The organism is Arthrobacter gandavensis, assembly GCF_015355785.1.
In the GTDB taxonomy this organism is placed as follows: domain Bacteria; phylum Actinomycetota; class Actinomycetes; order Actinomycetales; family Micrococcaceae; genus Arthrobacter_B; species Arthrobacter_B gandavensis_A.
Window position 1 is genome coordinate 1,387,047 of record NZ_JADKYW010000005.1, and the last position, 23,861, is coordinate 1,410,907.

Here is a 23,861-nt window from a genome sequence, read left to right on the forward strand (position 1 = left end):
CACCCGCACTCTTTCTTAAGGACCATCCATGGAACGCAGGAACTTCCTCAAACTCGCACTTGCCGGCGCCGGAACCGCTTCACTGGCCGCCGCCACCGGCTGCGGCCTGACCGGCGGGGCCTCCGCGTCTGGGGACAAGACCATCAAGATCATCGCCACCGAATCGGCGCCCTACCAGGAACCCACCAAGATCGCCGCCGAGCTGCTCAAGGCCAAGGGGTGGACGCTGGAAGCCACCTACGTCACGGACATCATCCAGCCGAACCTCGCGGTCTCCAACGGCGAATTCGACGCCAACTACTTCCAGCACGGCGCGTACCTGCAGCAGTTCAACGTGGACCAGAAGCTGGAAGTGCAGCCGCTGTTCTACGTCTACGGGTCGCCGGCCGGGATCTGGTCCAAGCGCTACACAAGTCTGCAGGACCTGCCCGACGGCGCCCGGATCGCCCTGCCGGTGGACCCGGCCAACAACGGACGCGGGCTGGTGCTGCTGCGGGACGCCGGGCTGCTGGAACTCAAGGACGGAGTGGGCGTCATCCACACGTCGCAGGAGAGCATCACGGCCAATCCGAAGAACTTCGAGTTCGTGGAGGTGGACCAGCAGTCGCTGTCCAAGACGCTGCCGGACGTGGATGCCGGGTTCCTGTTCGTGCGGCTTGCCGCGGAAATTGGTCTATTCCCCAGTGACGCACTGGCGTTTGAAAAGGAAGCGGACCAGATTCCGTTCCGCTGCGTGGTCGCCGGAACCGCCGCGTTCGCGGACTCCGAGAAAGCGCGCGTGCTGCAGGAGGCGTACCAGTCACCCGAAGTGAGGGAGTGGTTCGCCGGCTACCTTGACGGTGTGCTGCCCACTCCCTGGGACGCGGACCCGCTGGAGGAACTCGACGCCTGGTGGCAGGCCTAGAGTTTGCCGAACCGGGACCGGATCAGGGCCATGTACAGGCCGTAGAGGATCAGGCCAATACCGACGGCGCCCAGCACCAGCCAGCCCAGCGGTGCCTCAAGCAGGGCGCGCAGGGCGCCGTCGAGGCCGGTGGACTTCTCCGGATCCGCGGTTACGGCCGCAGCGATCACCAGTCCGCCAAGGATCACCAGGGAGATGCCCTTGGCCACGAAGCCGGCGATTCCGGTGGCGGTGGCCGTACGCTGCCAGGTCCGGCCGGGAACTGCCTTCAGGTCATGGCGGAATCTGCGGGTAACACCCTTGAAGATGAAGTAGAAGCCGATTCCGGCGACCACGGCACCGGCCAGGCCCACCACCAGCTGGCCGGCGGGCTGGCTGAGCACCCGGCCGGTCCAGGTGACCTGGCTCTGCCCGCTGTCGCTGGAGCCGCCCAGGGCGAAGATACCGAAGCTGACGCCGATGGCTCCGTACACCACGGCCGAGCCGGCGTCGGAGGCGCGCTTCTTCCAGACCTCCTTGCGGTCTTCGCCGGAGTCCAGGAAAACGCGGGACGCCTGGAACAGCGCCAGCGCCAGGCAGCCGAGGAAGCAGGCCCAGATCAGGAAGATGCCGCCCGGCTGGTCCGCCAGCGCTGACACGGCACCGGATGAATCGGCGTCGCCCCCGCCGCCACTCGCGATCTGCAGGGCAATGATGCCGATCAGTGCGTGCAGCAGCCCGCTGGCAACATATCCCATGCGGGCTGCGCGTTCGAACGACTTCGAGTCGGCTGCCCGCTCCGCCGCCTGGGCAACCCTGCCCTGGCGTGTGCCTTCCATGCCCAATGTGTCCTCCAATGCCGCGGTCTGCCTAGGGGGGCCGCCACTTAGTTCGTGTGCTTAGTGATCTGGTTCCATCCTGCCATCTGTAGTGCACCGGGACCTACGCCGGGCTAAGGTCGGTTCATGGACGCCGCATCACTGAGGCAGTACTGCCTGTCCCTGACCGGATCATACGAAGACTTCCCCTTCGGCCCGGAAACCTCGGTGTTCAAGGTGCGGGCCGGCGGCCCCGCCCGCCCCACGAAGATGTTTGCCATGAGCACACTGGAGGCGGATCCCCTGCTGGTCAGCCTTAAGTGCGAACCCGAACTGGCGCTCCAGCTGCGGGCGGCGCACCCGGAAATTTGCGGTGCCTGGCACATGAATAAGACGCACTGGAACCAGCTGGACCTCACCGGATCACTCGAGGAAGAACTGGTGCGGAACCTGGTGGAGGACTCCTATGACCTGGTGGTGGCGTCGCTGCCGCGCCGGGACCGTGAATCGCTGGCCTGGAAGGGACTGGCTGGGGGATGAAGCCGCTCACCTACCCGGATTCAGGTTTCACCGAACGGCCGTATCCTGCTCCGCTGGAGGACGGTTGGCCTGAGGGGTATCGGCTGGTGCTGCGGTCCGAACCCGTGGATGTCCCGGATCCGGCCGCGGGATTCCTTCGGCTGGCCGACGGCGTACTGGGCTGGAACCTGCACCGCGGCAGCGGGCTGCGGGTTGCCGCGGAGACACCGCGGGCTGCCGCAGGCGTGGAGATGGCCTCCGGAGTTGGACTGGGTCCGTTGCGCTGGCACGCGCCCTGCCGGGTGTTGTGGGCGGCCGAGCCGGTGCTCGACGGCGGTGTGCCGGTGGTGGGGCAACGCGCGGGATTCGGGTACGGAACCCTCCGCGGGCATCCCGAGGCGGGCGAGGAGGGGTTCTACGCGGAGCTCACTTCGGACGGGCAGCTGTTTTTCCGGGTTGCTGCTTACAGCAGGCCGGCCAACTGGCTGGTGGCAGTGGGCGGTCCGGCCAACCGGTGGACACAGGAGCTAATCACCCGGCGCTACTTCCGGGCCGCCCGGCGTCTTGCTGGTGGTTAGCTGCCGCCTCTGAGCGGGGCTGAAAGAGGTTGCGGGCGAAGTTGAACGCCAGCAGCGAGGGCAGGCCGGTGCTGATGGTTGGCTGGTCAAGGGCGAGTCCCACTAGGAGCAGGACGACGCAGACGCACAGCATGACCTGGTTGAACGTGCGGTAGCCGCCGTCCCGCAGGACAAGTTTTTCGGGCTCGGGGACCCGCCGGTACTGGACCAGGCACCAGATGCTGCCCGCAATGCCGAAGACACCGCACCCCGCCGCGATCCAAGGAACCGCGGCATCGTAGCCGCCGCCGTCGGGCAGATAGGGAAGGTTCACTGCCACTGACACGGTTCCCATGAGGAGCAGCAGCAACCCAAGAAGCAGCAGCGCGCGTCTGCTGCGTGCAGCTGCAGTCATTCTCGGCCCCCTTCGAAAGCTGAGCCGACCGTACCAGATCAGGATTCGCCGTCGGGCAGCTGACTCGAGTTGTGGAGGACGAATGCCAGGTCCGGTCCGGAGGAATCAACCGGCATGAAGCCCGCGGTGAGCAGCAGGGACATGGATGCTTCGTTCGCCTCGTCGGTGTAGGCCACCACTCGTTCCACGCCCGGCTGTTCGAGTGCGAAGCGGCTGAGGGCTAGGAGGGCTTCCGTGGCAAAACCCAGTCCCCGGCGGGACGGGGCAATGTTGTACGTGACCTCCACGATTCCGTCCACGGGCGGGCCGAGGAAACCGATGGTGCCGATGGCCGGACCGCCGTGCTCCCGTATTATCCGGGCGCCGAAGGTCCCGGCCCGCGGGCCCAGCAGCCCGGCCTGGAAGTACTGCTGAGCGGCGTCTTCGTCCACCAGCTGGGGGAAATCCGGCGCCCAATGTTCGCATCGGTCGCCCACGATCAGGGCATCGACTTCCGCTGCGGTCATTTCAGCAAGTTCAAGCCGCTCAGTCATCAGGCTGCCGGCGGGCATCTGCTCTCTCGAGAAAGTGCTCACGGAAGCTATTCTCCCCCATCGAGATTACAGAAACTGCTCGTTTGAGGGCTGTAACGTGCAGTTTCTGCCATCTCGATAAGCGGTCCTGTGGATATCGAAAAACCGCCCAGTTGCCAAGGCCATAATTCTGGGCATGCGGACTCCTCGCGAATTGCCCTCAGAGCTCAGCCAGTCGACGTACACCGTGTACGACTCGGATGCACTGGGAGTGAGCAGAGGGATTCTCCGCAACGTGCGCATTCGCCGTATCAGCAGGGCCATCCGGGCCACGGACAACCTCGATATGAGCAATCTCAGCTCGTCGGTGCTGCCCGATAAGCTTGCGCCCTTCACGCGCGTCACCTCTTTCTCTGTCGCGTCACACCGGACGGCAGCCGAGGCCTGGGGGTTTCCGCTGCCGGTAGTGCCGGGAGAGGCGCCCGTGCTGCACATCACCCGCCCGGAAGGGCTCGCCCCGCCGAGGCGTTTCGGCGTCATCGGCCACACCGGCCGGTTTCTGCCCGGCGAGGTAACCACCTTGGACGGGCTGGTCCTTACCTCACGGGCGAAAACGTGGCTGGATCTATCCAGATATCTCACGGTAGAGGATCTCACCGTGATCGCCGACCATCTGATCAGAATTCCCCGGAAACTGTACGAAGGCCGGTCCGACCCGTACGCAACGCAGGATGAATTGGACGCGATCATCGGACGGCATCAGGGCCAGCGGGGAATCCGCACGGCACGGGAGGCACTGCGGCTGAGCAGGGTGGGTGCGGATTCCCCGCCTGAAACCCTGCTCCGCCTGGCCCTCGGCGCAGCAGGTCTGCCCGAGCCGGAAGTTAACGTCCCCATAGTGGACGAGAACGGCGTCCTGCACCATGAGCCGGACCTTGGATACCGCAAGTATCAGGTGGCGGTCCAGTATGAGGGTGCCGGGCACTCCGATCCGGAACAGGTGGCGCGGGACATCAGCCGTGAAGAGCGGACCCGGGCGCTGGGCTGGACAGAGGTGCGGATTTCGCGGCGGCACATGGTGGACGGCGCTCGGCCGGCGGTGGAGAAGGTTCGCGCGGCTCTGTGGGCGGCTGGCTGGCGTGCTGGCAGCCCGGAGTGACCCGCTAAACGAGATTACAGAAACTGCCCGTTTGAGCGTCCAAACGGGCAGTTTCTGTAATCTCGATGGGGGGGTTAGCCGAAGTGCTTCGGCAGGGTCCCCTCGTGTGCTTCCTTCAGCTCACCCAGCGGCAGGACAAAGTGGCCCTGGAAATCCAGTGCACCGATCTCGGTGTCCACGACGCCGATGCGGGAGTGCGCAAAGCCGCGGGCGGAGCACATGTCCTTGAACCGGACTTCCTCGCTGCGGGCCACGGAGACGACGGCACGTGCCTGGGACTCGGAGAACAGCAGCGTGAACAGGTCCACGCCGTCGCGCTCGGCAACTTCGTCCAGGCCGATCCGGGCGCCGACGCCGAAGCGCAGCGCCATCTCGGACAGTGCGGCCGCAAGGCCGCCCTCGGAGAGATCGTGCGCGGAGTCGATCATGCCGTCGCGGGACGCATTGATCAGCAGCTCACCGAGCAGCTTCTCGGCCTGCAGGTCTACCTTCGGCGGCTGGCCGCCCAGGTGTCCGCGCAGGTTGGCGAACTCGGAACCGTCTAGCTCGTCGCGGGTGACGCCCATCAGGTAGATGGCCTGTCCGTCCTCGCGCCAGCCCGACGGCGTGCGGCGGGCAACGTCGTCGAACACGCCCAGCACGCCCACCACGGGGGTGGGATGGATGGCGACGCCGCCGGTCTGGTTGTAGAGCGAAACGTTGCCGCCGGTGACGGGCACGCCAAGCTCCTGGCAGCCATCGGCCAGCCCGCGGACAGCCTCGGCGAACTGCCACATGACCTCGGGATCCTCGGGGGAACCGAAGTTCAGGCAGTCGGTGACGGCCATCGGGCGCGCGCCGGAGGTGGCGACGTTGCGGTAGGACTCGGCGAGGGCCAGCTTGGCGCCCTCATACGGGTTCAGGTAGGTGTAGCGGCCGTTCGCGTCGGTGGAGATCGCCACGCCCAGGCCGGTTTCCTCGTCAACGCGGATGACGCCGGCGTCGTCGGGCATGGCCAGCGCGGTGTTGCCCTGCACATAGCGGTCGTACTGGTCGGTGACCCAGGACTTGTCGCACATGTTCGGGGACGCCATCAGTTCCAGCACGGCCTGCTTCACGGCTTCGCCGCCGAACGGACGGTTCGCCGAGAACGAGTCGGACTGCACGCCGTCGAGCCATTCGGGGCGGTGGAACGGACGGTTGTAGACCGGGCCCTCGTGGGCGACGGTGCGCGGATCGACGTCGACGATCGTCTCGCCGTCCCAGTCGATGATCAGGCGGCCGGTGCCGGTGACTTCGCCGAGCCAGGAGTATTCGACGTTCCACTTGTCCATGATCGCCTCGAACGCTTCCACGTTCTCCGGCGTCACGACGGCCATCATGCGTTCCTGCGACTCGGACATCAGGATTTCGCCCGGGGTCAGGGACGGGTCGCGGAGCAGGACCTTGGTGAGCTCGACGTGCATGCCGCCGTCGCCGTTGGAGGCGAGTTCCGACGTCGCGCAGGAGATGCCGGCCGCACCGAGGTCCTGGATGCCTTCGACCACGGAGGCCTTGAACAGTTCCAGGCAGCACTCGATGAGCACCTTCTCGGCGAAGGGGTCGCCTACCTGGACGGCGGGGCGCTTGGAGGGCTTGGCGTCGTCGAAGGATTCGGAGGCCAGCACGGAGGCGCCGCCGATGCCGTCGCCACCGGTGCGCGCACCGAACAGGACCACCTTGTTGCCGGCGCCGGAGGCGTTGGCGAGGCGGATGTCCTCGTGGCGCATGACGCCCACGGCCAGCGCGTTGACCAGCGGGTTGCCCTGGTAGACGGAGTCGAAAACGACTTCACCGCCGATGTTGGGCAGGCCCAGGGAGTTGCCGTAGCCGCCGATGCCGGAGACGATGCCGTGTACCAGGCGGGCGGTGTCCGGGTGGTCGATCGCACCGAAGCGCAGCGGGTCCATCACGGCCACCGGGCGGGCACCCATGGAGATGATGTCGCGGACAATTCCGCCGACGCCGGTCGCGGCGCCCTGGTAGGGCTCCACGAAGGACGGGTGGTTGTGGGATTCGACCTTGAAGGTCACAGCCCAGCCCTCACCGATGTCCACGACGCCGGCGTTCTCGCCGATGCCAACCAGCAGGTGTTCCTTCATCTTCTCGGTGACCTTGTCGCCGAACTGCTTCAGGTGCACCTTGGAGGACTTGTAGGAGCAGTGCTCGGACCACATGACCGAGTACATCGCCAGCTCAGCGGCGGTGGGGCGCCGGCCCAGGATCTCGACGACGCGGTTGTACTCGTCTTCCTTCAGGCCCAGTTCGGCCCAGGGCAGCGGAGTGTCCGGGGTGGACGCCGCATGCTCGACGGTGTCGATGTTGAACTTCTTCTGCTCGGCAGTGGAGTTAGCAGACACGGTCATTATTTGCCTCCGGCAACGAGCGAGGTGAGTACTGAGGTGAAGATGCCGATTCCGTCGGTGCCGCCGCCTAGGGCAACGTCCCCGCCGGCGGAGGAATCCGGGCCGAAGCCGGCTTCCACGGCGTGCTCGGGGTGCGGCATCAGGCCGACGACGTTGCCGGCGGCATTCGTAATGCCGGCGATGTCGCGGCGTGAGCCGTTCGGGTTGAAGCCGTCGTAGCGGAAGACCACGCGGCCTTCGCCTTCGAGCTCGTCCAGGGTCTTTTCGTCGGCGACGTACTGGCCGTCCTGGTTCTTCAGCGGGATGACCATGCCTTCACCCTGCCCGTAGGCGGAGGTCCAGGCCGTGGAGTTGTTCTCCACGCGCAGCAGCTGGTCCCGGCACATGAACTTCAGGTGGTCGTTCTTGATCATCGAGCCCGGCAGCAGGTGCGCCTCGGTGAGGATCTGGAAGCCGTTGCAGATGCCGAGAACGGGCATGCCGCCCTTGGACGCGTCCACAACCTTTTCCATCAGCGGCGCGAAGCGGGAAATCGCTCCGGCGCGCAGGTAGTCGCCGTAGGAGAAGCCGCCGGGGATGATGACGGCGTCGACGTCGTGCAGGTTCGCGTCGCCGTGCCACAGCTCGACGGCGGTGCCGCCGGCGAGGCGCACGGCGCGGGCGGCGTCGCGGTCGTCAAGCGTGCCGGGGAAGGTGATGACGCCAACGCGGACGGCGCGCAGGGCAGCGTCCTCGGGCGCGGCGGAGTAGTCTCCGATCAGCGGGGTGCTCAAAATCAGGCCTCCGAAATAACTTCGACGCGGGTGACGTCTTCGATGACGGGGTTGGAGAGCAGGGTGGCAGCTGCGGTGCGGGCCTGCTCCAGGATTTCGGGGGTGACGTCTCCGTCAACGGTGAGCTCGAAGCGCTTCCCTTGGCGGACCCCGGTGAAGCCGTTCAGGCCGAGTCGGGGGAGGGCACCGGCAATAGCCTTGCCCTGCGGATCGAGGATCTCGGGCTTGGGCATGACGTCAACAACGATCCGGGGCATCGGGGTAACTCCTGTGAGTGAAAAGGGGTGGCCGCGGACCGTGCCGTCTCACGCTGATTCAGCGCTCCGCGAGCTTGCCCCTTCATTCTACGGCCGCACATCGAGATAGCAGAAAGTGCCCGTTACAGGCCTGAAACGGGCACTTTCTGCCATCTCGATTTTTGGGGGGCGGGGGAGGTGGGAGGGCGGCGAGGGGCTAGTAGTTGAGCAGCCGCTGGACGAACTGCCGGGTACGTTCCTGCCGCGGTGCTCCCAGCACCTCGGACGGCGGCCCGGATTCAACCACCACCCCGCCGTCCATGAAGACCACCGAGTCGGCTACGTCCCGGGCGAAGCGCAGTTCGTGGGTGACCAGGAGCATCGTCCAGCCCTCGGCAGCCAGTTCGCGGATAGCTTCCAGGACGTCTCCCACCAGCTCCGGGTCAAGGGCCGAGGTGGGCTCGTCGAAGAGCAGCAGGCGGGGTTTCAGGGCCAGCGCCCGGACTATGCCCACCCGCTGCTGCTGTCCGCCGGAGAGCTCGTTGGGGTAGGCCCCGGCCTTGTCCGCCAGTCCCACCCGCCCGAGCAGGGACATCGCGTCCGCCGTGGCCTCGTCCCTGGGCCGGCGCTGCACCCGGACCGGTCCCTCGAGAACGTTCTCCAGGACGGTCCGGTGTGGGAACAGGTTGTAGTGCTGGAACACCATCGCACTGTGCTCGCGCAGGCCGGAGACCGCCTGCCGCGGCGGTTTCGCGGCGAAGTCCACGGTATTGCCGCCGTCGAACCGGACAGTTCCCGAGTCGGGGACCTCCAGGCCGTTCAGGCAGCGCAGCACGGTGGTCTTCCCTGATCCGCTGGGGCCGATCAGCGCCACGACTTGGCCGCGGGGGATCTCAAGGTCGATTCCCTTGAGCACCTCACTGCTTCCGAACCGCTTGTGCAGGTCCCGGGCGCTGAGGACCGGGGCGCTGCCGGTTTCAGTTTGCGACATGGCGGTCGAGCCTCCTTTCAAGCGCCGACTGGCCGGTGGAAAGCACAACGCAGATAAGCCAGTAGATCAGCGCAGCTTCTATGTAGATGACCATGAATTCCTGGCTGAACGCCGCAATCTCCTGGGCCCGCCGGAACAGCTCCGTGACGAGGATCAGTGACGCCAGGGAGGTGTCCTTGACCAGGCTGATGAAAGTGTTGGACAGCGGCGGCACGGAGACCCGGGCGGCCTGGGGGAGGATCACGCGGATCAGCGTCTGCGCCGGAGACATCCGGATGGTGTACGCCGCTTCCCACTGGCCGCGCGGCACCGAGAGGATCGCGGCCCGGATCACTTCCGCGGCGTACCCGCCCACATTCAGGGAGAACGCAATGATGGCGCTCGGCCAGGGATCAACCAGGACCCCGATGGAAGGCAGGCCGTAGAAGATAACGAACAGCTGAACCAGCAGCGGTGTGCCGCGGATGATTGAAACGTAGGCCCGGGCCAGCCCGGACACCAGCCGGATTTTGGACAGCCGCATCAGCGCTACGCCCAGGGCCAGCACCAGGCCAACGGCGAAGGAGATCAGGGCAAGGGGAATGGTGCCGGTGACCGCACCCGTGATCAGGGGCAGGAAGGAAGCAGCGATGAGGTCCCACGTCGGCTGGTCCATTGCGGTCCTTACTGCGAAACGTCTTCGCCGAAGTACTTGTTCGAGATTTCTGCAAGCGTGCCGTCCGCGCGGAGTTCCTTCAAGGCAGCGTTCACGGCGTCGCGCAGTTCAGTGTTTCCCTTGGCGAAGGCAAAAGCCATGAGCGCCGGGTCGTCGGTTTCAGCGGCGACCTGAATCGGCGCATCGGGTGTCTGCAGGAGATAGTCGAGGAAGGTCAGGCGGTCGTTGATGGTGGCGTCAACCCGCCCCTGCTCCAGGAGCGAGACGGACTGGGCCCATCCCTCCACCGCTTCCACGCTGGCGCCGTTTTCCTGGGCCAGCACGTACCAGTTGCTGGACAGGGACTGTGCCGTCGTCTTTCCCGCCAGGTCGGCGAAGGACGTGATGGAGGTGTCGCCCTTTGGAACCACGACGACGCCGGGACTCACGGTGTAGGGGTCGGAGAACTCGTAGGAGTCAACGCGTTCGGGGGTGATTGAAACCTGGTTGGCAACCATGGCGAAGCGTCCCGCGTTCAGGCCGGCGAAGAGTGCGTCCCACGGCGCTTCGCCGAACCGCGCGTCGACTCCTAGTTTCCCTGCGACTGCTTCGGCAATCTCAACGTCGTATCCGGTCAGTTCCCCAACGCCTTCCTCATGGAAGCTGAAGGGCCGGTAGGTGCCTTCGGTGCCGATGGCGATCGTCCCCTGGTCCTCGATGGCATCGAGGCTGGTTGCAGTCCCCGGGGCGCACCCCGCGAGCAGAAGCAGCGCAGCGGATGCAGCAGCAGCGGTCTTGAGCCTTCGCATGATTGGCCTCCAGGGGTTGCAGTGGCCGGAAACAGCCGGAGCGCTCCCGGTAGATTCGGAAGCGCTCCACTGTTGCCCGGCAGTTACGCCGGAAGTTCGATCTGGAACCCGCACGCACAGCGCAGGATGTTGATCTCCAGGCGTACATCCCCGGTGTCAGCATCCGGGTCCGTGCTCAGGGGTTCGGAGAGTGAAACGGTGCGGGTGTCCTTCGGCCTCATCGGCTCGCCGCAGTGCAGGTATTCGGTCTCCGCCGGTTCGGCGACGGCCCGGCGCGCCCACAGCGGGGAGTGGCGGACGGGGTGGCCGTAGAAGCGGTCACATTCGCCGCACGTGTAGCTGATTTCCAGGAACTCGGCCGCATCGGCGGTCCTGGACGGCTCAACGGATTCGATGATGAGGAAGTCATCGGTGCCGCAGTACGAGCACCACGGCACGTATTCTGCGGGTGCCTGCGTGCCCGGAACGGCGGGGCACTGCGGGTCTTCGGGTGTTGCTTCGATCGACAATCTGGTTCCTCCGGTTAAGCCCGGCGCGCCTGTCAAAGCGCGGTCCGTATACTGATAGTAAGCAAGCTGATTCAATAGTAGACCTAAGGGTACTTACTATGAAAGTTGGAATGGCCTGAATCACACCCGGTACAGTGAACCGGTGAAACTCGTTGCCGCCCGCCCGGGCATCGTCCGGCGCTCCATGAATCTCTGGCCGCCCTTCCTCTTCTCCGGTATCAGGATCACTGAACTGCCCGAGGACTTCCTTTCCGCGACGGTGCGGCTGCGGCTGCGCTGGTGGAACCGCAATGTTGCGGGCGTGCTCTTCGGCGGCAGCCTCTTCGCCATGACGGATCCGTTCTGGATGATGCTGCTGCTGCGCCATCTGGGCAAAGAGAACGTCATCTGGGACCGCGCGGCCGAAATCGAGTTCATCAAGCCCGGCAAGGGAGACGTGGTGGCCCGCTTCGCCATCACGGAAGCGGACATTGAGCGGCTGCGCGAGGCCGCTGCCGGGGGTGCGAAGGTGCTTGAGTGGTTCACCGTCGAAGTCCGGGATTCAAGCGGCGACGTCGTTGCCCGGGTCCGCAAGCAGGTTTACCTGCGCCGCAAGCGGGATCTGCCGGTGCCGGGAAGCCCTACATCGCTCGCGTCGCCGGACCAAGCAGTCCGCTAAGCGCCTCCCAGCGGCTGATCTGGCAGCCGTCGGTCGCTGCGAATTCAGCGTCCACCGCTTGACCGGCCACGGTGCCGCTGACCGCGGCGCGCTGTGGTCCGCCGTACTGCATGGTGCAGGCGACGTCGCTGCCCGGCTCCGCGAAGAGTCCGGTTCCGCCATCCGCGAGGGCAGCGCAGGCCGCCGCGGGGTCAGGCGCGCCAGAATCGCCCGCCGGATTGGCGCCGTCGCACTCCAGGGTCCAGCTGTCCGTGACGGCTTCGCCGTCGGCCATCAGCTCAACGCCCAGCGATGTTGCTGCGGCTGGCGACGCGGGCGCTGCCGGCGCGGAACTGGCCGCCGGGGTTGCGGGCTCGGACGACGACGGCGCGGTGCCGGGATTCGAGTCGGCGCACCCGGCGAGCACAAGGGCGGCAGCGGCAAGGGCCAGCAGGGTGCGGGGCAGGCGGTTCGGCATGGCGTGACCTTCCGGAGTCGATTGGCATACAGCCTAGCCGCCGCCTGGTGCGGTGCAGGGAAGGTCAGGCCGGCGGCGGTGAGGCGGCTGCGTCCCGGGCCTGGGCGGCGTAATAAGGACCCTGTTCGAGGTAATGCTGGTCGAAGTCCGGTTGCGGTCCGCCGCTGCGTGCGGCCTCAAGCCGGTCAAGGTAATACTCCCAGCCGGGGCCAATGTCTTCCGCGGGGGCGGGGTCAGCCAAATGCTGGATGAAATCGAGCCGGGTGCCGCCGTCGTGGTCCCGGAGCCGCACCTCCAGGTCCCAGCTGCCGCCGTCGTCCGCCAGGAGCACGCGCAGCCGCTCGTGGGGCGCGCACAGGGTGAGCCGAACCTGGCTGGCTGGCTGCCCCTCTTCGTAGAGCATCTGGAACTCGAACTCCGATGCTGGTCCGGGGGCGCCGTCCCAGCGCCCGATCCAGGCGGCAGCCAGGTCTGCGTCCGTGAAGCTGGCCCAAACTTCCGGCGGAGTGCCCTCAAGGCGGCGGGTCAGGACCAGGGTGTAGGAGTCTTCTCCGGTGCGGTGGACCCTGCCTGTGGGTTCGGGCTGCATAGCTGCTCCTGGAGCGGATCAAGCAGGTCCAGAATCCGGGCCCGCAGCTGCTGCGATTCCTCGGTGAAACCGCGTTGGTAGGAAGCGTACGCCGCCCGCCCCGCCGGCGTCTCTACCTGGATGGGTTCATATCCCCAGTCCCGCAGATCATACGGCGAAGCCCGCATGTCCATCTCGCGGATCCGCCAGGCCAGTTCGAAGCAGTCCATCACCAGGTCCCCGGGCAGCAGCGGGGTCAGTTTGTACGCCCACTTGTAGAGGTCCATGTTGGCGTGCAGGCAGCCGGGCTGTTCCAGGTCCCGCTGGTTTTCCCGCGTGGGCGTCAGCTCGTTGAGTCCAACGGCCTCGGGCGCGTAGAAGCGGAAGGCGTCGAAGTGGGTGCAGCGGATCCGGCTGTTTTCCACCGTGTCATTCGTTCCCTGGGCACCCAGCCGCAGGCCGAGGTATTCGTGCCGGATTCCGTTCATTTCCGACTTGTAGGCCATTGCCCACTCGTGCATGCCGAAGCAGCCAAGGGACGGTTTGCGGGCGGCCGTGCGGGAGAGGAGCATTCGGGTGAACCCGGCTGCCGGGCCGCGGGCTGCGGCGAAGGTTGCCACGTCCACCGTGACGGCCGTCGTCTCCGGGTCCAGTCCGGCAGCTGCGCGTTCCTCCGGCGCCAGGGTGCGGTAGAACTTCCAGTCCCCGCGCTCTGCTGCGGCTGCACCGGTCAGGACGACGCCGGCACCCGGGTGCCAGCGCATCAGCTGTCCCGGTTTCAGCGAGTAGTAGGTGAAGAGGAAGTCCTCCACCGGATGTTTCTGCCCCGCGGAACGCCGCTGCAGGAAGCCTTCCGTGAACGGGCGCACCCGGTCCTGGTAGGCGGCCTGGCGGGGAAGCCACTGCTCCTCGGACAGCACGGCGGAATAAGAGAAGCTCACGGCCCCCATTATCCCGCCGTACCGCCCGGCCGCCTAGCGGACGGGCGAGGGCTGCGAATCGGCGGACAGGCCGCTGTCCTTGTCCCTGTCCGCGCCGGTGGTGCCCCCGTTGCCGGGCTCGGCGTCTGTGCCGTCGGGAGTCCAGCCGTCGGCGTACTCGCCGGAGCCATAGTCGTAGTCCACGGGCTGTCCGTCTTCGTCCCTGCGCTGGTACCAGTCGGTGACGGTCTTGTCATGGGAATCGAATTCGGCACCGGCGCCCTGGCCGTCCGGGGCCCTCTTCACAGCGATCGCGAAGTCGTCTCCGTGTTCATCGATGCCGGTCCGCACGGCCTGTTCCAGGGCAGCCGTGGCGTACTCCCGGCGGATGATGAGCGGGTCGGTCTGCAGGTCCCGGGTGAAAGCGACCATCATCAGGGCCAGGATGATCGCGAAAGGCAGGGCGGAAACGATGATCAGGTTCTGCAGGCCGGACAACGCCTCGTTGCCTCCCACCAGGAGCATGACCACGGCGATGCCCATCATGGCCAGGCCCCAGAACACCGTGACCTTCCGATCCGGGCGCGGCTTGCCGCGCTGGGTCAGGCTTCCCATGACGAGCGACGCCGAGTCGGCGGACGTGATGAAGAAGATGGCAACGCAGAACATTGCCAGCAGCGGTGTGATGGAGCTAAGCGGGAGCTGGTCCAGCATCTGGAAGAACAGGGCTTCCGGGGCACTGTCGGCGGAAATGTCCACGCCCTGCATCCGCATCCAGATTGTTGTGCCGCCGAAGATGCCGAACGCGAGGACACATACCAGGGTGGGCACTACCAGGACGTACTGCACGTATTCACGCAGTGTCCGGCCGCGGGAGATCCGGGCCAGGAAGATGCCAACGAACGGGGACCAGGAGATCCACCAGGCCCAGTAGAAGACGGTCCAGTTGGCGGAGAAGTCTGCTGCCTCAGCGCCCCAGGAGGGTCCTTTGCTCATCAGGTGCAGAAGCTCGGAAAGATACTCCGTGATGGAAGCGGGAATCAGGTTCAGCAGGAACAGCGTGGGGCCGGTCAGGAAGATGAAGGCCACCAGGGCGATGGCCAGGGACATGTTGACGTTGGACAGCATACGGATGCCGCGGCTAACGCCGGAGACGGCGGACGCAATGAACGCCGCAGTGAGGATGGCTATGATGCCGATCAGGCCGGCGTTGGGCAGCTGGCCGATGCCACCGACGATTTCCACGCCGCGGCCAATCTGCAGTGCGCCAATGCCCAGGGATGCCGCCGTGCCGAACAGGGTGGCGACGATCGCGAACATGTCGATCAGGCGTCCGGCGGCTCCGTCCGTCCGCCTCCGGCCGAGCAGCGGGGTGAAAATAGTGCTCATCAGCGGAACCCTGCCGCGTCGGTATGAACCGTACGCCACGGCCGCGCCCACCAATGCGTAGACCGCCCAGGCATTAAAGCCCCAGTGGAAGTAGGTCTGTGCCATGGATTTGTGCAGGGCCTCTGTGGTTTCGGCCTGGGCTTCCCCGGGGGCCGGAGTCATGTAGTAGGTCAGCGGCTCGTACGGTCCGAAGAAGAACAGCCCAATGCCTACGCCCGCGGAAAACATCATGGCTACCCAGGAGAACTTGGAGTACTCCGGCTTTTCGCCGTCCACGCCCAGGGGGATCTTGCCGTAGCGGCTGAATCCGATGAACAGCATGAATACCAGGACCACCGCCAGCAGGGAGCTGAAAAGCCAGCCGGTGTTTGTTACCACCCAGCTCAGGGCCTGGTCGGAGACAGACTTCAGGGACTCAGTGGAGAAGACGCCCCAGGCAACGAATCCAAGAACCAGCACGGCAGCAACGCCGAAGACGAGCGGGTCTGTCCGGTAACGGACGCGCTGGTCGTCGACGGCGATTCCAGGCACCAGGCCGGGGTGCGTGTCGTGCGGGTACGTCTTTTTGTCCCTGCGCAGTGCGCGCGCGGCCCGCTGTCCCAGGGACACTTTGGCAGGCGGTTCATTGCTGTTGCGGCGGCCGGAGATGTCCGGCGAGCCGCCTCCGGGCGGCCCGGAGGGCGGCGTCTGCCGTGATGAGGGCGGTGTCTCCACAGGTTTCTTCTCCTTGGGGCGGACATACTGCCGCCCATGGGGTGCGTTTCGGGACGCGAAGAAGAATACGCCGATAATTTTTACTATTTACGACAATTAGAGTGCCTATATATCACACTAAGATTGTTATCCTGTTGTTGCTTTTCGCTATTTATTTGTCACTGACTGCAGCCGGCTCCCGTGTGGCCTCGATCAGGCGCCGCATGGAGGCATTGAGTTCCAGGACTTCCTCCCTGCTCAGCTGCAGGCGATCCATCATGGCCCCGGGAACGGCTAGGGCCTTTTGGCGCAGGGACCGGCCGTGGCCGGTGAGGTCAACCGCGAGGGACCGGTCATTGTCCGGCGCGCGGTTGCGGGACACGAGGCCGGCGGTTTCCATCCGCTTAAGCATGGGGGAGAGTGTCGCTGGTTCCATCAGCAGGGCTTCGCTCAGGTTGCGCACGGTACGGGGGCTCTCTTCCCAAAGCGCCAGCAGGACGAGGTACTGCGGGTGGGTGACACCCAGGTCTTCGAGGACGGGGCGGTACGCTCCGACCACTGAACGGGATGCGACAGACAGGGCGAAGCACAGCTGGTGTTCCAGCAGCAGATCATCATCGACCGGATCCACAGCCGCCTCCTCAATACTTAGTGCACTAATACTTAGCGTACTATAGTTCCCAGGTACACCTCGGAAGGAACATTTCATGGCAGCTCGGGAAAGCTTCACCGCCAGGTTCATGCGCGCAACAGGCAAGGCACGGCTCATTTTTGGCCCGGCCCAGAGTTCTTCCCTGACTCATGACATGACCGAGGAGAACAAGCGGCTCCTCGAAGCCCAGCAGGCCGAGGAGAAGGCTATGTGGGAGACCGTGAAGCGTGCCGACGGCAGCAGCTACATCCTGCCCCGCAAGAAGGACTGAGTTTTCGAACCGGGGGTCTTTTTTGGCCCGGGAAACCTATCCTGAAAGGACCTGCGTTGGTCCTTGAAGGAGGGGATCCACATGGCAACCATGCCGGACCCGGGAAGCGACGGCGAGCCGCGGCTGCCCGAAGACGAGATTCCGCAGTCACAGTCCGAACTGCCCGACTACGTCGTTGAAATAGACAGCGAAGGGCACCACTACGGAGTGGACCGGGAGTACGTGAACGGCAAACCGCACCGCGAACCAGCCGAGCCGGTGGTGTACCAGGACTACTTCCACGCACCGCTGTTCCGCGAGCATATGTACTGACAGGCTCCTCACACAAAAGGAGCGCCCGGTTTCCCGGACGCCCCTTAGTGCAGAGCTGGGCCTAGCGGCCGGTGCCGCCGTACACGGTAGCCTCGGCTTCGCCGTCGAGCCCGAACGCGGCGTGGACCGCACGGACCGCGTCGTCGAGCTTGGAAGCACTGGTAACCACGGAGATGCGGATTTCCGAGGTGGAGATCATGTCGATGTTCACGCCGGCCAGGTGCAGTGCTTCGAAGAACTTGTGCGAGACGCCCGGGTTGGAGCGCATGCCGGCACCGATGAGGGAAAGCTTGCCGATCTGCTCGTCATAGTCGATGCTGTCGAAGCCAACCTCGGCCTTGGCGGCGTTCAGGGCGGCCATCGCAGCCTGGCCGTCGATGATCGGGAGGGTGAAGGAGATGTCCGTCCTGCCCGAGCCCTTGGTGGAGACGTTCTGCACGATCATGTCGATGTTCGTGTTGGCACCGGCGACGATGCCGAAGATCTCCGCGGCCTTGCCGGGAATGTCCGGAACGCCAACGACGGTGAGCTTGGCTTCGGAGCGGTCATGCGCGACGCCGGAAATGATGGGCTGTTCCAAGGGTTCTCCCTCTTGAATCTTGATCTTGTCATCCGGGCTGGGCAGTACCCAGGTCCCCTCGTGCTGGCTGAAGGAGGACCGCACATGCAGCGGAACTCCGAAGCGGCGGGCGTACTCAACGCAGCGCAGGTGCAGGATCTTCGCACCGGATGCTGCCATTTCCAGCATTTCCTCGCTGGAGATCCTGTCGATTTTCTGCGCCGAGGAAGCCACGCGGGGATCGGCGGTGTAGACGCCGTCAACGTCCGTGTAGATCTCGCACACATCGGCGTCGAGCGCTGCCGCAAGGGCGACTGCTGTGGTATCCGAGCCGCCGCGGCCCAGGGTGGTGATGTCGTGGCTGTCCCGGCTCATGCCCTGGAAACCGGCGACGATTGCGACGTCGCCCTTTTCGATTGCCGTCTTGATCCGATGCGGTGAGACATCGATGATCCGGGCCTTGCCGTGGATCGCGTCGGTGATCATGCCGGCCTGGCTGCCGGTAAAGGACTGGGCCGAGGCACCGAGTTCGTTGATCGCCATGGCCAGCAGCGCCATGGAGATGCGTTCGCCGGAACTCAGCAGCATGTCCATCTCACGCGGGTGGGCGCCGGTGGTGATCTGCCCGGCCAGGTCCAGCAGCTCATCGGTGCTGTCGCCCATGGCGGAGACCACCACAATGACGTCGTTCCCGGCGTTTTGGGTATCCACTACGCGCTTGGCGACGCGCTTGATGCCTTCGGCGTCCGATACGGAGGATCCGCCGAATTTCTGCACTATCAGGCTCATGCGTACACGCTCTCTGGAACTCTTCCAAGTTGCTGCCCGGCGGCGCTGGGCCGCTGCGGCTCTGTATGTTCACGGGGACCGCACGACGGCGGCCAACCTTCAAAGTCTATAACCGGGCCGCTTCGGCGCCGAAATGACGCTCAACCTCTACTTAACGAAGCCGGGGCCGCAAAGTTGCCCGGCCGCTAGCTGAGGCTGCGGCGTCCTTCGAATGCGCGGCCCAGGGTGATCTCGTCTGCGTATTCAAGGTCACCGCCGACCGGCAGGCCGGATGCCAGCCGCGTCACGGTGATGCCGAGGGTCTTCAACATGCGGACAAGGTAGGTGGCGGTGGCCTCGCCTTCCAGATTCGGGTCGGTGGCGATGATGATCTCACTGATCTGCTCATCGGAGAGCCTGCTCAGCAGTTCGCGGATGCGCAGCTGGTCCGGGCCGATTCCGGCGATGGGGTTAATCGCGCCGCCCAGGACGTGGTAGCGGCCTCGGAAGGAACGCGTGCGCTCGACGGCGATCACGTCCTTTGACTCTTCCACCACGCAAATCATGGTGGGGTCCCGGCGCGGGTCGCGGCAGATATTGCAGGTCTCCTGCTCGGTCACATTGCCGCATACCTGGCAGAACTTAACTTTTTCCTTCACGGTCACGATGGCCGAGGCCAGCCGGGACATGTCCTCAGCATTGGACTCAAGGATGTGGAACGCGATCCGCTGGGCCGACTTGGGGCCCACGCCGGGAAGGCGGCCCAACTCGTCGATCAGTTCCTGAACCGCACCTTCGTACACGTGGCCTTCTTAAGGGAAATAGTTGTTGTTCCGGCTGGCTGCCGGCGGCTACCGGTGGGCGCCGTGGCCGTCGAGGCTTCGTTCCTCAATGAGCCGTCCGCCCAGGATCCGTTCTATCGCCTTTCGGCCAACCAGCCCGGAATCTTCGAGCGTTACATCGTCGGCGCTGGGCACGTCCTCGACGTAGGCCAAGTCTACTTTGCCGCGTGCCCCGGGCGGGGGTGCAGTGCCGCCGCGCTGGGCAGCTTCGTTGAGGAGCTGCTGGTAGCGGCTGAGTTTCTGGCCGGGGGCCGGCCGGCGCTGGACCTCGGGCTGGCTGTCCTGGCCCGGCGTGCCCTGGAAGGAGCCGGGTACTGCGCTGCTGCCGCTTCCGGGCGCTCCCGCATGGGCTGCGGAGACCGACGACGGCGCGGTGCTGGCTCCTGCGGCACCTGCCGTAGCGGAGCCTGCCGCGGAGGGCGCGGTGCCGTTGCCGTTCAGTCCGGGTGTGTTCCCGCCGGCTGCTGTCCCTGTGGCGGACTGAGAAGCTGAGGCTCCGTGGGCTTGCGGCTGCGGTGCCGGTCCACGGCCTGATCCGGCCGGGGCAGTGTGGCCTGCAGCGGCGGAACCGGCGCCGGACGTCCCGGAACCCGTTCCCGGCGTTGCGGACCGGCTGCCGGGAACGGGAGCGGCGCCGGAACCGGCGCCGGGGCGCTTCGCCGTGGTGCCGGCCCAGTTGGTGCTGGCCCATTCCTCGTCGCTGACGGCACTGCTGATGTGGATGTCATCAGGAACCGCAGCGGTCTCCCAGGCATTGCTTTCAGGAGCGTCCGCAGGTTCGGAGGGTTCCTGGGGCCAGTCCTCGGGAAGCGGTGCGCCGCGGCGCGGCACTGATGCCGGCTGTGTCCGCTGTGCGGACTGTGCCGGCTGTGCCGGGGGCGTTTGCTGCGGGGTGTTCTGTGCGGCGGCTGACGGGCCGCTGGACGGATCTGTTGCCGGCCCTACCGCAGGACCAGCCTGCCCGCCGTCGGTCGGGCCTGACAGGGGTCCTGCTCCGGGTCCTGCCGCGGGACCGGACTGCCGGCCGTCGGTCGGGCCTGACAGGGGTCCTGCTCCGGGTCCTGCCGCGGGACCGGACTGCCGGCTCTGGGCAGCGCCTGACTCAGGCCGGGCCTGCGTCCGTGGTTCGGATTCGGGGGGCTGCGGGGCTGCGGGTGCAGAACCTGCCGGTGCCTGTTCGGTGCGCGCCGGGGCAGCCGGCGGGATGTTCCAGGCCGGGGCGGCCGCCGTCGGGACGCCGCTGCGGCCGTCGCCGCGTGCGGAAGCGCCCGTTTCGGAACTCTCGGCGGCGCGGGTCCTCGGAGCCTCGCCGGGCCGCTGGGCTGGCGCCTGCGGCGCTGGTGCTACAGTACTGCCCGAAACCGGTGCAGGTGAAGTCTGGTCTCGGGCGGAGGAAGCCGGGGCGGCTGCCGGATAGTCCTGTCCTGCCGCTGCAGGAACCGAAGGAGTTCCCTGCGACTGCGGGGAAGTGGAAGCCGGTGCCGGAGTCTGTGCCGGCGGTGTCAGCCGGCTACCAGCTTTTGGGCCGGGTTCACCCGCTGACGCGGTGCTGTCGTGTACGGCATTGATTTGGCAGTCAACGCCGAGGACCTGGTGGACAGCCTTGCGCAGGTTCTCCAGATGGTCCGGGCGGTTGAAGTTCGTGGCCGCGCCGGGATTGGAGAACGCGAGTTCAAGCACGCGGCCGTCGAAGGAGCGCGGTGAAGCGTTCTTGCTGACATTGAGCCAGGTCGCCCGGCGGATGCTGGTCAGGGCGTCCATGATCTCCGGCCATGCGCGGCGGATCATCTCCACCTGGCCGGGTCCTGAAGCGCCGGCGGGGGCAGCCGGTGCACTTCCGGCAGTATCGCCCTGCTGGGCGGGCGCTGCCGGCTGGGCCGGAGCGGGAGCAGGCGCAGCTACCGCAGCCGCTGCCTGTGCTGCCGGGGGAGTGTTCGCCTGGGCGTCCGCGGGGACTGACGGCGCAGCATCCGGTGCAGGACCGGCCTGCGGGCGCTGCGGGTGCCCGGATTCGTGCCGCTGGGCAGACTGCTGCGGCTGCTCGCCGGACCCTTGCTGCTCTCCGGACCCCTGCTGCTCGCCGGACCCCTGCGGCTGCTGCGAGGCAGCTTCACGGGAAACATCGTCCCAGGTCCGTGCCGGGGGTGCGGAGGGTTCGGGGGCATCGGGCGCCGCACCGCCGGCAGGGGCCGGACGGCCGGACGCTGCGCTGCCGGACGCAGAGTTGGCCGCGGGAGTTGCCGGGGTAGCCCATGTGCCGCCCCAGTCGGCCGCGCCGCTGGTAGAGGCAGCCGCGTCTGCCGCAGCACTGGCGGCAGCCGGGGTTGCTGCGGGAGAAACGGGAGCATCCGGTGCCGGTGCAACGGACTGGCCTGAAACCTGCTGCGGGGCAGCCGGTGCCATGCTGCGGTCAGGTGCCTGCGCGGCAGGCTGCTGGGGAGCGGCAGCGGCGGGGGGTGCGGCGTCGCCCGCGTAGCTCAGGCGGCGCTCAATCCGGTCCACCCGTGCGGCAGTGCCGCGTTCGGACTGGTCCGCGGCGGGAAGCAGGATCCGCGCGCAGAGCAGTTCCAAATGCAGGCGGGGTGAGGTAGCGCCGGTCATTTCGGTCAGCGCGGTATTGGTGATGTCCGCGGCGCGGGACAGCTCTGCGCCGCCGAGCTGCGCGGCCTGGGTGCGCATGCGGTTGATCTGGTCCTCCGGCACGCCGCGCAGGACGGCAGCGGCGGCGTCGGGCATAGCGTTGACCACTATCAGGTCCCGGAACCGTTCCAGGAGGTCCTCCACGAAACGGCGGGGATCCTGTCCGGTCTGGATGACGCGGTCAACGGCGCTGAAGACGGTGGCGGCGTCGCCCGCAGCAAAGGCATCGACAACGTCGTCGAGCAGTGCCACGTGGGTGTAGCCGAGCAGGTTGACGGCCAGCTCATAGTCGAGGCCGGATTCCCCGGCGCCGGCCATCAGCTGGTCCAGGACGGAGAGGGAGTCACGAACCGATCCGCCGCCGGCGCGGATCACAAGGGACAGCACGCCCGGGGCCACCGGCACGCCTTCCTGGACGCAGAGCTTTTCCAGGTACGCCAGCAGGGGCTCGGGCGGAACGAGGCGGAACGGGTAGTGGTGGGTACGGGAGCGGATGGTGCCAATGACCTTGTCCGGTTCCGTCGTGGCAAAGATGAACTTGATGTGTTCCGGCGGCTCCTCCACGATCTTCAGCAGGGCATTGAACCCGGCAGAGGTGACCATGTGAGCCTCATCGATGATGAAGATCTTGTAGCGGTCCCGCACAGGAGCGAAGGTGGCCCGCTCACGCAGGTCGCGGGCGTCGTCAACGCCGCCGTGGCTGGCAGCATCGATTTCGATGACGTCGAGGCTGCCGGCGCCGTTGCGGGCGAGTTCAACGCAGCTGTCGCAGGTGCCGCAGGGGGTCGGCGTCGGGCCCTGCGCACAGTTTAGGCACCGTGCCAGGATTCGTGCCGAAGTGGTCTTGCCGCAGCCGCGCGGACCGGAGAAGAGGTAGGCGTGGTTGACACGGTTCTTTGAGAGGGCCGCCATCAGCGGCTCGGTGACATGCTCCTGGCCGATCACGTCCGCGAAGCTCTCGGGACGGTAACGGCGGTAAAGGGCTGTACTCACAGATAGAACCTTATCGGTTGGCACTGACGCTTCGCATCCGGTCCCGGGGCGGGCTGGAGCCCCACCGAATCCGGATAAAATTAAAGACCCCCCATGCACCTGCCAGAGCCCGCTTACCCTTGCTACCTTCCGGTCCTGGGGGAGTTCACAGGATGACACCACATGAGGGGCCGGGAACAAGTCTACCCGATTTTTCAGGCCAGCTTTCCGCGGTGCCGGCGGTCCGGCACGTCACTGCGCGCAGAGAGTTGGCGTACGACGGCGGCGGGCAGGGTGCGGTCCGGTTCACGGCGGGTGCCGGCGTAGTTCCAAGGCCCCGCTGTAAGACGCCTGGGTTGAGGCCGGGCCTCCACCGCGCACGTCCTGCCGTGCCCCCCATGTGCGTGCCCTTATATAGCTGGCCCATCTTATGAGTGCCCTTATATAGCCGTCCCATGTGCTCGAGGCCTGTACCTGGGCTGTTGGACGGCTCCTGCTCTCTTGTGGCTGCTGTCCCTGCGGCCCGGCGGATGTAGCCCGGGGCATGAATGTGGAGAAAGTCCCGGGAAAAACATCGCAAGGTTTTCCGGGGGCAGGCAGGGGTGCCGCAAGAGTTTGGCGGGCAGGGAAATTCATCAGTTTGATGATGAATTCAGGGTGTCGCAGGACACGCACTCCCGATTTGCGCAGCCGCCCCCAGGCCTGTAATGTTTTCTGAGTCGCCGCAGCCGGGACGCTCACGAAGCGCCTGAAGCATGGCGGCGAAACCCCAACTTTCAATCGATGGTTGATCTGCCGTGCGCCTTGTGTGCCGGCGGAAAAAACCTGGGACTGGATGCTGGGTCCGGAAGGGCTTGAATAGCCGGTTTGGATCGAATTCCCCGGAATTCACCGAATTGCTAAAATGGCCCGGATGGAATATGCTGGTAGAACACCACAGCGGTGCGAAAAGAAAAGAAAG

The 23,861-nt window shown here is 66.1% G+C and carries 25 protein-coding genes and 1 other RNA gene; 7 read left to right on the top strand and 19 right to left on the bottom strand.

The genetic code is table 11. The annotated features are described in order from the left end of the window. Positions 1-28: 28 nt before the first annotated feature. The gene (locus ITX31_RS11685) at positions 29-904 is read left to right on the top strand and encodes a MetQ/NlpA family ABC transporter substrate-binding protein (RefSeq protein ID WP_194783502.1); all 876 of its coding nucleotides are present in this window, start codon (positions 29-31) and stop codon (positions 902-904) included. On the opposite strand, the gene ITX31_RS11690 is transcribed toward ITX31_RS11685, so the two are convergent. Continuing rightward, a complete protein-coding gene (locus tag ITX31_RS11690; RefSeq protein WP_194783503.1) occupies positions 901-1,722 on the bottom strand; it encodes a DUF1206 domain-containing protein in 822 nt (273 codons plus the stop codon). The genes ITX31_RS11685 and ITX31_RS11690 overlap by 4 nt on opposite strands. Before the next feature lie 126 nt (positions 1,723-1,848). Here ITX31_RS11690 and ITX31_RS11695 point away from each other — a divergent pair, with 126 nt between their 5' ends. After that, the gene (locus ITX31_RS11695; protein WP_194783504.1) at positions 1,849-2,241 is read left to right on the top strand and encodes an MmcQ/YjbR family DNA-binding protein; all 393 of its coding nucleotides are present in this window, start codon (positions 1,849-1,851) and stop codon (positions 2,239-2,241) included. Then, positions 2,238-2,798, top strand: a complete 561-nt coding sequence (locus tag ITX31_RS11700; RefSeq protein WP_194783505.1) for a DUF1990 family protein — start codon at positions 2,238-2,240, stop codon at positions 2,796-2,798. Before ITX31_RS11695 ends, ITX31_RS11700 begins: the two co-directional genes overlap by 4 nt. Here the strand turns inward: ITX31_RS11700 and ITX31_RS11705 are convergent. Both ITX31_RS11705 and ITX31_RS11710 read right to left on the bottom strand, forming a co-directional pair. Beyond that, entirely contained in the window at positions 2,752-3,192 is a 441-nt protein-coding gene (locus ITX31_RS11705) for a hypothetical protein (protein WP_194783506.1), read from the bottom strand. The two genes, ITX31_RS11700 and ITX31_RS11705, sit on opposite strands and share 47 nt — an antisense overlap. Positions 3,193-3,230: 38 nt before the next feature. Further along, positions 3,231-3,767 (bottom strand): GNAT family N-acetyltransferase, encoded by a 537-nt coding sequence (locus tag ITX31_RS11710; RefSeq protein WP_194783507.1) that lies wholly within the window; start codon positions 3,765-3,767, stop codon positions 3,231-3,233. A gap of 133 nt (positions 3,768-3,900) precedes the next feature. Here ITX31_RS11710 and ITX31_RS11715 point away from each other — a divergent pair, with 133 nt between their 5' ends. Next, the gene (locus ITX31_RS11715) at positions 3,901-4,863 is read left to right on the top strand and encodes an endonuclease domain-containing protein (RefSeq protein ID WP_194783508.1); all 963 of its coding nucleotides are present in this window, start codon (positions 3,901-3,903) and stop codon (positions 4,861-4,863) included. 74 nt (positions 4,864-4,937) lie between these two features. On the opposite strand, the gene purL is transcribed toward ITX31_RS11715, so the two are convergent. From purL to ITX31_RS11750, 7 genes are all read right to left on the bottom strand, one after another. Then, complete coding sequence (purL, locus tag ITX31_RS11720) at positions 4,938-7,247, bottom strand: phosphoribosylformylglycinamidine synthase subunit PurL (protein ID WP_194783509.1); 2,310 nt, start codon at positions 7,245-7,247, stop codon at positions 4,938-4,940. Continuing rightward, complete coding sequence (gene purQ, locus ITX31_RS11725; RefSeq protein WP_416354816.1) at positions 7,247-8,023, bottom strand: phosphoribosylformylglycinamidine synthase subunit PurQ; 777 nt, start codon at positions 8,021-8,023, stop codon at positions 7,247-7,249. Before purQ ends, purL begins: the two co-directional genes overlap by 1 nt. Continuing rightward, the gene (purS, locus tag ITX31_RS11730) at positions 8,023-8,277 is read right to left on the bottom strand and encodes a phosphoribosylformylglycinamidine synthase subunit PurS (RefSeq protein WP_091600688.1); all 255 of its coding nucleotides are present in this window, start codon (positions 8,275-8,277) and stop codon (positions 8,023-8,025) included. Before purS ends, purQ begins: the two co-directional genes overlap by 1 nt. 196 nt (positions 8,278-8,473) lie before the next feature. Then, positions 8,474-9,247, bottom strand: coding sequence for an amino acid ABC transporter ATP-binding protein (locus tag ITX31_RS11735; protein WP_194783511.1), 774 nt, complete (start codon positions 9,245-9,247; stop codon positions 8,474-8,476). Further along, entirely contained in the window at positions 9,234-9,902 is a 669-nt protein-coding gene (locus tag ITX31_RS11740) for an amino acid ABC transporter permease (protein WP_194783512.1), read from the bottom strand. The genes ITX31_RS11735 and ITX31_RS11740 overlap by 14 nt, the downstream gene beginning before the upstream one ends. 8 nt (positions 9,903-9,910) lie before the next feature. Then, complete coding sequence (locus tag ITX31_RS11745; protein ID WP_194783513.1) at positions 9,911-10,690, bottom strand: amino acid ABC transporter substrate-binding protein; 780 nt, start codon at positions 10,688-10,690, stop codon at positions 9,911-9,913. Positions 10,691-10,773: 83 nt separating this feature from the next. Continuing rightward, entirely contained in the window at positions 10,774-11,199 is a 426-nt protein-coding gene (locus ITX31_RS11750) for a hypothetical protein (protein ID WP_194783514.1), read from the bottom strand. 142 nt (positions 11,200-11,341) lie between these two features. Here ITX31_RS11750 and ITX31_RS11755 point away from each other — a divergent pair, with 142 nt between their 5' ends. Next, the gene (locus ITX31_RS11755) at positions 11,342-11,857 is read left to right on the top strand and encodes a DUF4442 domain-containing protein (RefSeq protein ID WP_323745663.1); all 516 of its coding nucleotides are present in this window, start codon (positions 11,342-11,344) and stop codon (positions 11,855-11,857) included. Here the strand turns inward: ITX31_RS11755 and ITX31_RS11760 are convergent. The 5 genes from ITX31_RS11760 to ITX31_RS11780 form a co-directional block, all read right to left on the bottom strand. Beyond that, positions 11,820-12,314: a serine protease inhibitor gene (locus ITX31_RS11760; protein ID WP_194783515.1), complete on the bottom strand. Its 495-nt coding sequence runs from the start codon at positions 12,312-12,314 to the stop codon at positions 11,820-11,822. The two genes, ITX31_RS11755 and ITX31_RS11760, sit on opposite strands and share 38 nt — an antisense overlap. A gap of 64 nt (positions 12,315-12,378) precedes the next feature. Continuing rightward, positions 12,379-12,903 carry an SRPBCC domain-containing protein gene (locus ITX31_RS11765; RefSeq protein ID WP_194783516.1) on the bottom strand — a complete coding sequence of 175 codons (525 nt, stop codon included), beginning with the start codon at positions 12,901-12,903 and terminating at the stop codon, positions 12,379-12,381. Next, positions 12,840-13,832 carry a 3-methyladenine DNA glycosylase gene (locus ITX31_RS11770; RefSeq protein WP_194783517.1) on the bottom strand — a complete coding sequence of 331 codons (993 nt, stop codon included), beginning with the start codon at positions 13,830-13,832 and terminating at the stop codon, positions 12,840-12,842. The genes ITX31_RS11765 and ITX31_RS11770 overlap by 64 nt, the downstream gene beginning before the upstream one ends. A gap of 24 nt (positions 13,833-13,856) precedes the next feature. Further along, positions 13,857-15,905, bottom strand: coding sequence for a BCCT family transporter (locus tag ITX31_RS11775; protein WP_323745664.1), 2,049 nt, complete (start codon positions 15,903-15,905; stop codon positions 13,857-13,859). A gap of 151 nt (positions 15,906-16,056) precedes the next feature. Continuing rightward, entirely contained in the window at positions 16,057-16,515 is a 459-nt protein-coding gene (locus ITX31_RS11780; RefSeq protein ID WP_323745665.1) for a MarR family transcriptional regulator, read from the bottom strand. Between the two features lie 76 nt (positions 16,516-16,591). On the opposite strand from ITX31_RS11780, the gene ITX31_RS11785 reads away from it, so the two are divergent. Together ITX31_RS11785 and ITX31_RS11790 are read left to right on the top strand one after the other, a co-directional pair. Further along, positions 16,592-16,807 carry a hypothetical protein gene (locus tag ITX31_RS11785; protein ID WP_152224765.1) on the top strand — a complete coding sequence of 72 codons (216 nt, stop codon included), beginning with the start codon at positions 16,592-16,594 and terminating at the stop codon, positions 16,805-16,807. Positions 16,808-16,888: 81 nt separating this feature from the next. Next, positions 16,889-17,119 carry a hypothetical protein gene (locus ITX31_RS11790; protein WP_194783519.1) on the top strand — a complete coding sequence of 77 codons (231 nt, stop codon included), beginning with the start codon at positions 16,889-16,891 and terminating at the stop codon, positions 17,117-17,119. 61 nt (positions 17,120-17,180) lie between these two features. Here ITX31_RS11790 and ITX31_RS11795 read toward each other — a convergent pair whose 3' ends face one another. The 4 genes from ITX31_RS11795 to ffs form a co-directional block, all read right to left on the bottom strand. After that, positions 17,181-18,467: an aspartate kinase gene (locus ITX31_RS11795; RefSeq protein WP_194783520.1), complete on the bottom strand. Its 1,287-nt coding sequence runs from the start codon at positions 18,465-18,467 to the stop codon at positions 17,181-17,183. A gap of 185 nt (positions 18,468-18,652) precedes the next feature. Beyond that, positions 18,653-19,249, bottom strand: a complete 597-nt coding sequence (gene recR / locus ITX31_RS11800; RefSeq protein ID WP_055240637.1) for a recombination mediator RecR — start codon at positions 19,247-19,249, stop codon at positions 18,653-18,655. 48 nt (positions 19,250-19,297) lie between these two features. Beyond that, entirely contained in the window at positions 19,298-22,921 is a 3,624-nt protein-coding gene (locus ITX31_RS11805; RefSeq protein ID WP_194783521.1) for a DNA polymerase III subunit gamma and tau, read from the bottom strand. Positions 22,922-23,000: 79 nt separating this feature from the next. After that, positions 23,001-23,096, bottom strand: an RNA gene (ffs, locus tag ITX31_RS11810) — signal recognition particle sRNA small type. Between the last annotated feature and the right edge of the window lie 765 nt (positions 23,097-23,861).

Bases quoted from the DNA above. Each gene is read 5' to 3' on its own strand.
- ITX31_RS11770 (WP_194783517.1), bottom strand. From the start codon at position 13,832: ATGGGGGCCGTGAGCTTCTCTTATTCCGCCGTGCTGTCCGAGGAGCAG.
- ITX31_RS11695 (WP_194783504.1), top strand. From the start codon at position 1,849: ATGGACGCCGCATCACTGAGGCAGTACTGCCTGTCCCTGACCGGATCA.
- ITX31_RS11700 (WP_194783505.1), top strand. From the start codon at position 2,238: ATGAAGCCGCTCACCTACCCGGATTCAGGTTTCACCGAACGGCCGTAT.
- ITX31_RS11760 (WP_194783515.1), bottom strand. From the start codon at position 12,314: ATGCCGAACCGCCTGCCCCGCACCCTGCTGGCCCTTGCCGCTGCCGCC.
- purS (WP_091600688.1), bottom strand. From the start codon at position 8,277: ATGCCCCGGATCGTTGTTGACGTCATGCCCAAGCCCGAGATCCTCGAT.
- ITX31_RS11705 (WP_194783506.1), bottom strand. From the start codon at position 3,192: ATGACTGCAGCTGCACGCAGCAGACGCGCGCTGCTGCTTCTTGGGTTG.
- ITX31_RS11685 (WP_194783502.1), top strand. From the start codon at position 29: ATGGAACGCAGGAACTTCCTCAAACTCGCACTTGCCGGCGCCGGAACC.
- ITX31_RS11735 (WP_194783511.1), bottom strand. From the start codon at position 9,247: ATGTCGCAAACTGAAACCGGCAGCGCCCCGGTCCTCAGCGCCCGGGAC.
- ITX31_RS11765 (WP_194783516.1), bottom strand. From the start codon at position 12,903: ATGCAGCCCGAACCCACAGGCAGGGTCCACCGCACCGGAGAAGACTCC.
- ITX31_RS11745 (WP_194783513.1), bottom strand. From the start codon at position 10,690: ATGCGAAGGCTCAAGACCGCTGCTGCTGCATCCGCTGCGCTGCTTCTG.
- ITX31_RS11740 (WP_194783512.1), bottom strand. From the start codon at position 9,902: ATGGACCAGCCGACGTGGGACCTCATCGCTGCTTCCTTCCTGCCCCTG.
- ITX31_RS11790 (WP_194783519.1), top strand. From the start codon at position 16,889: ATGGCAACCATGCCGGACCCGGGAAGCGACGGCGAGCCGCGGCTGCCC.
- ITX31_RS11690 (WP_194783503.1), bottom strand. From the start codon at position 1,722: ATGGAAGGCACACGCCAGGGCAGGGTTGCCCAGGCGGCGGAGCGGGCA.
- purL (WP_194783509.1), bottom strand. From the start codon at position 7,247: ATGACCGTGTCTGCTAACTCCACTGCCGAGCAGAAGAAGTTCAACATC.
- ITX31_RS11795 (WP_194783520.1), bottom strand. From the start codon at position 18,467: ATGAGCCTGATAGTGCAGAAATTCGGCGGATCCTCCGTATCGGACGCC.
- ITX31_RS11785 (WP_152224765.1), top strand. From the start codon at position 16,592: ATGGCAGCTCGGGAAAGCTTCACCGCCAGGTTCATGCGCGCAACAGGC.
- ITX31_RS11715 (WP_194783508.1), top strand. From the start codon at position 3,901: ATGCGGACTCCTCGCGAATTGCCCTCAGAGCTCAGCCAGTCGACGTAC.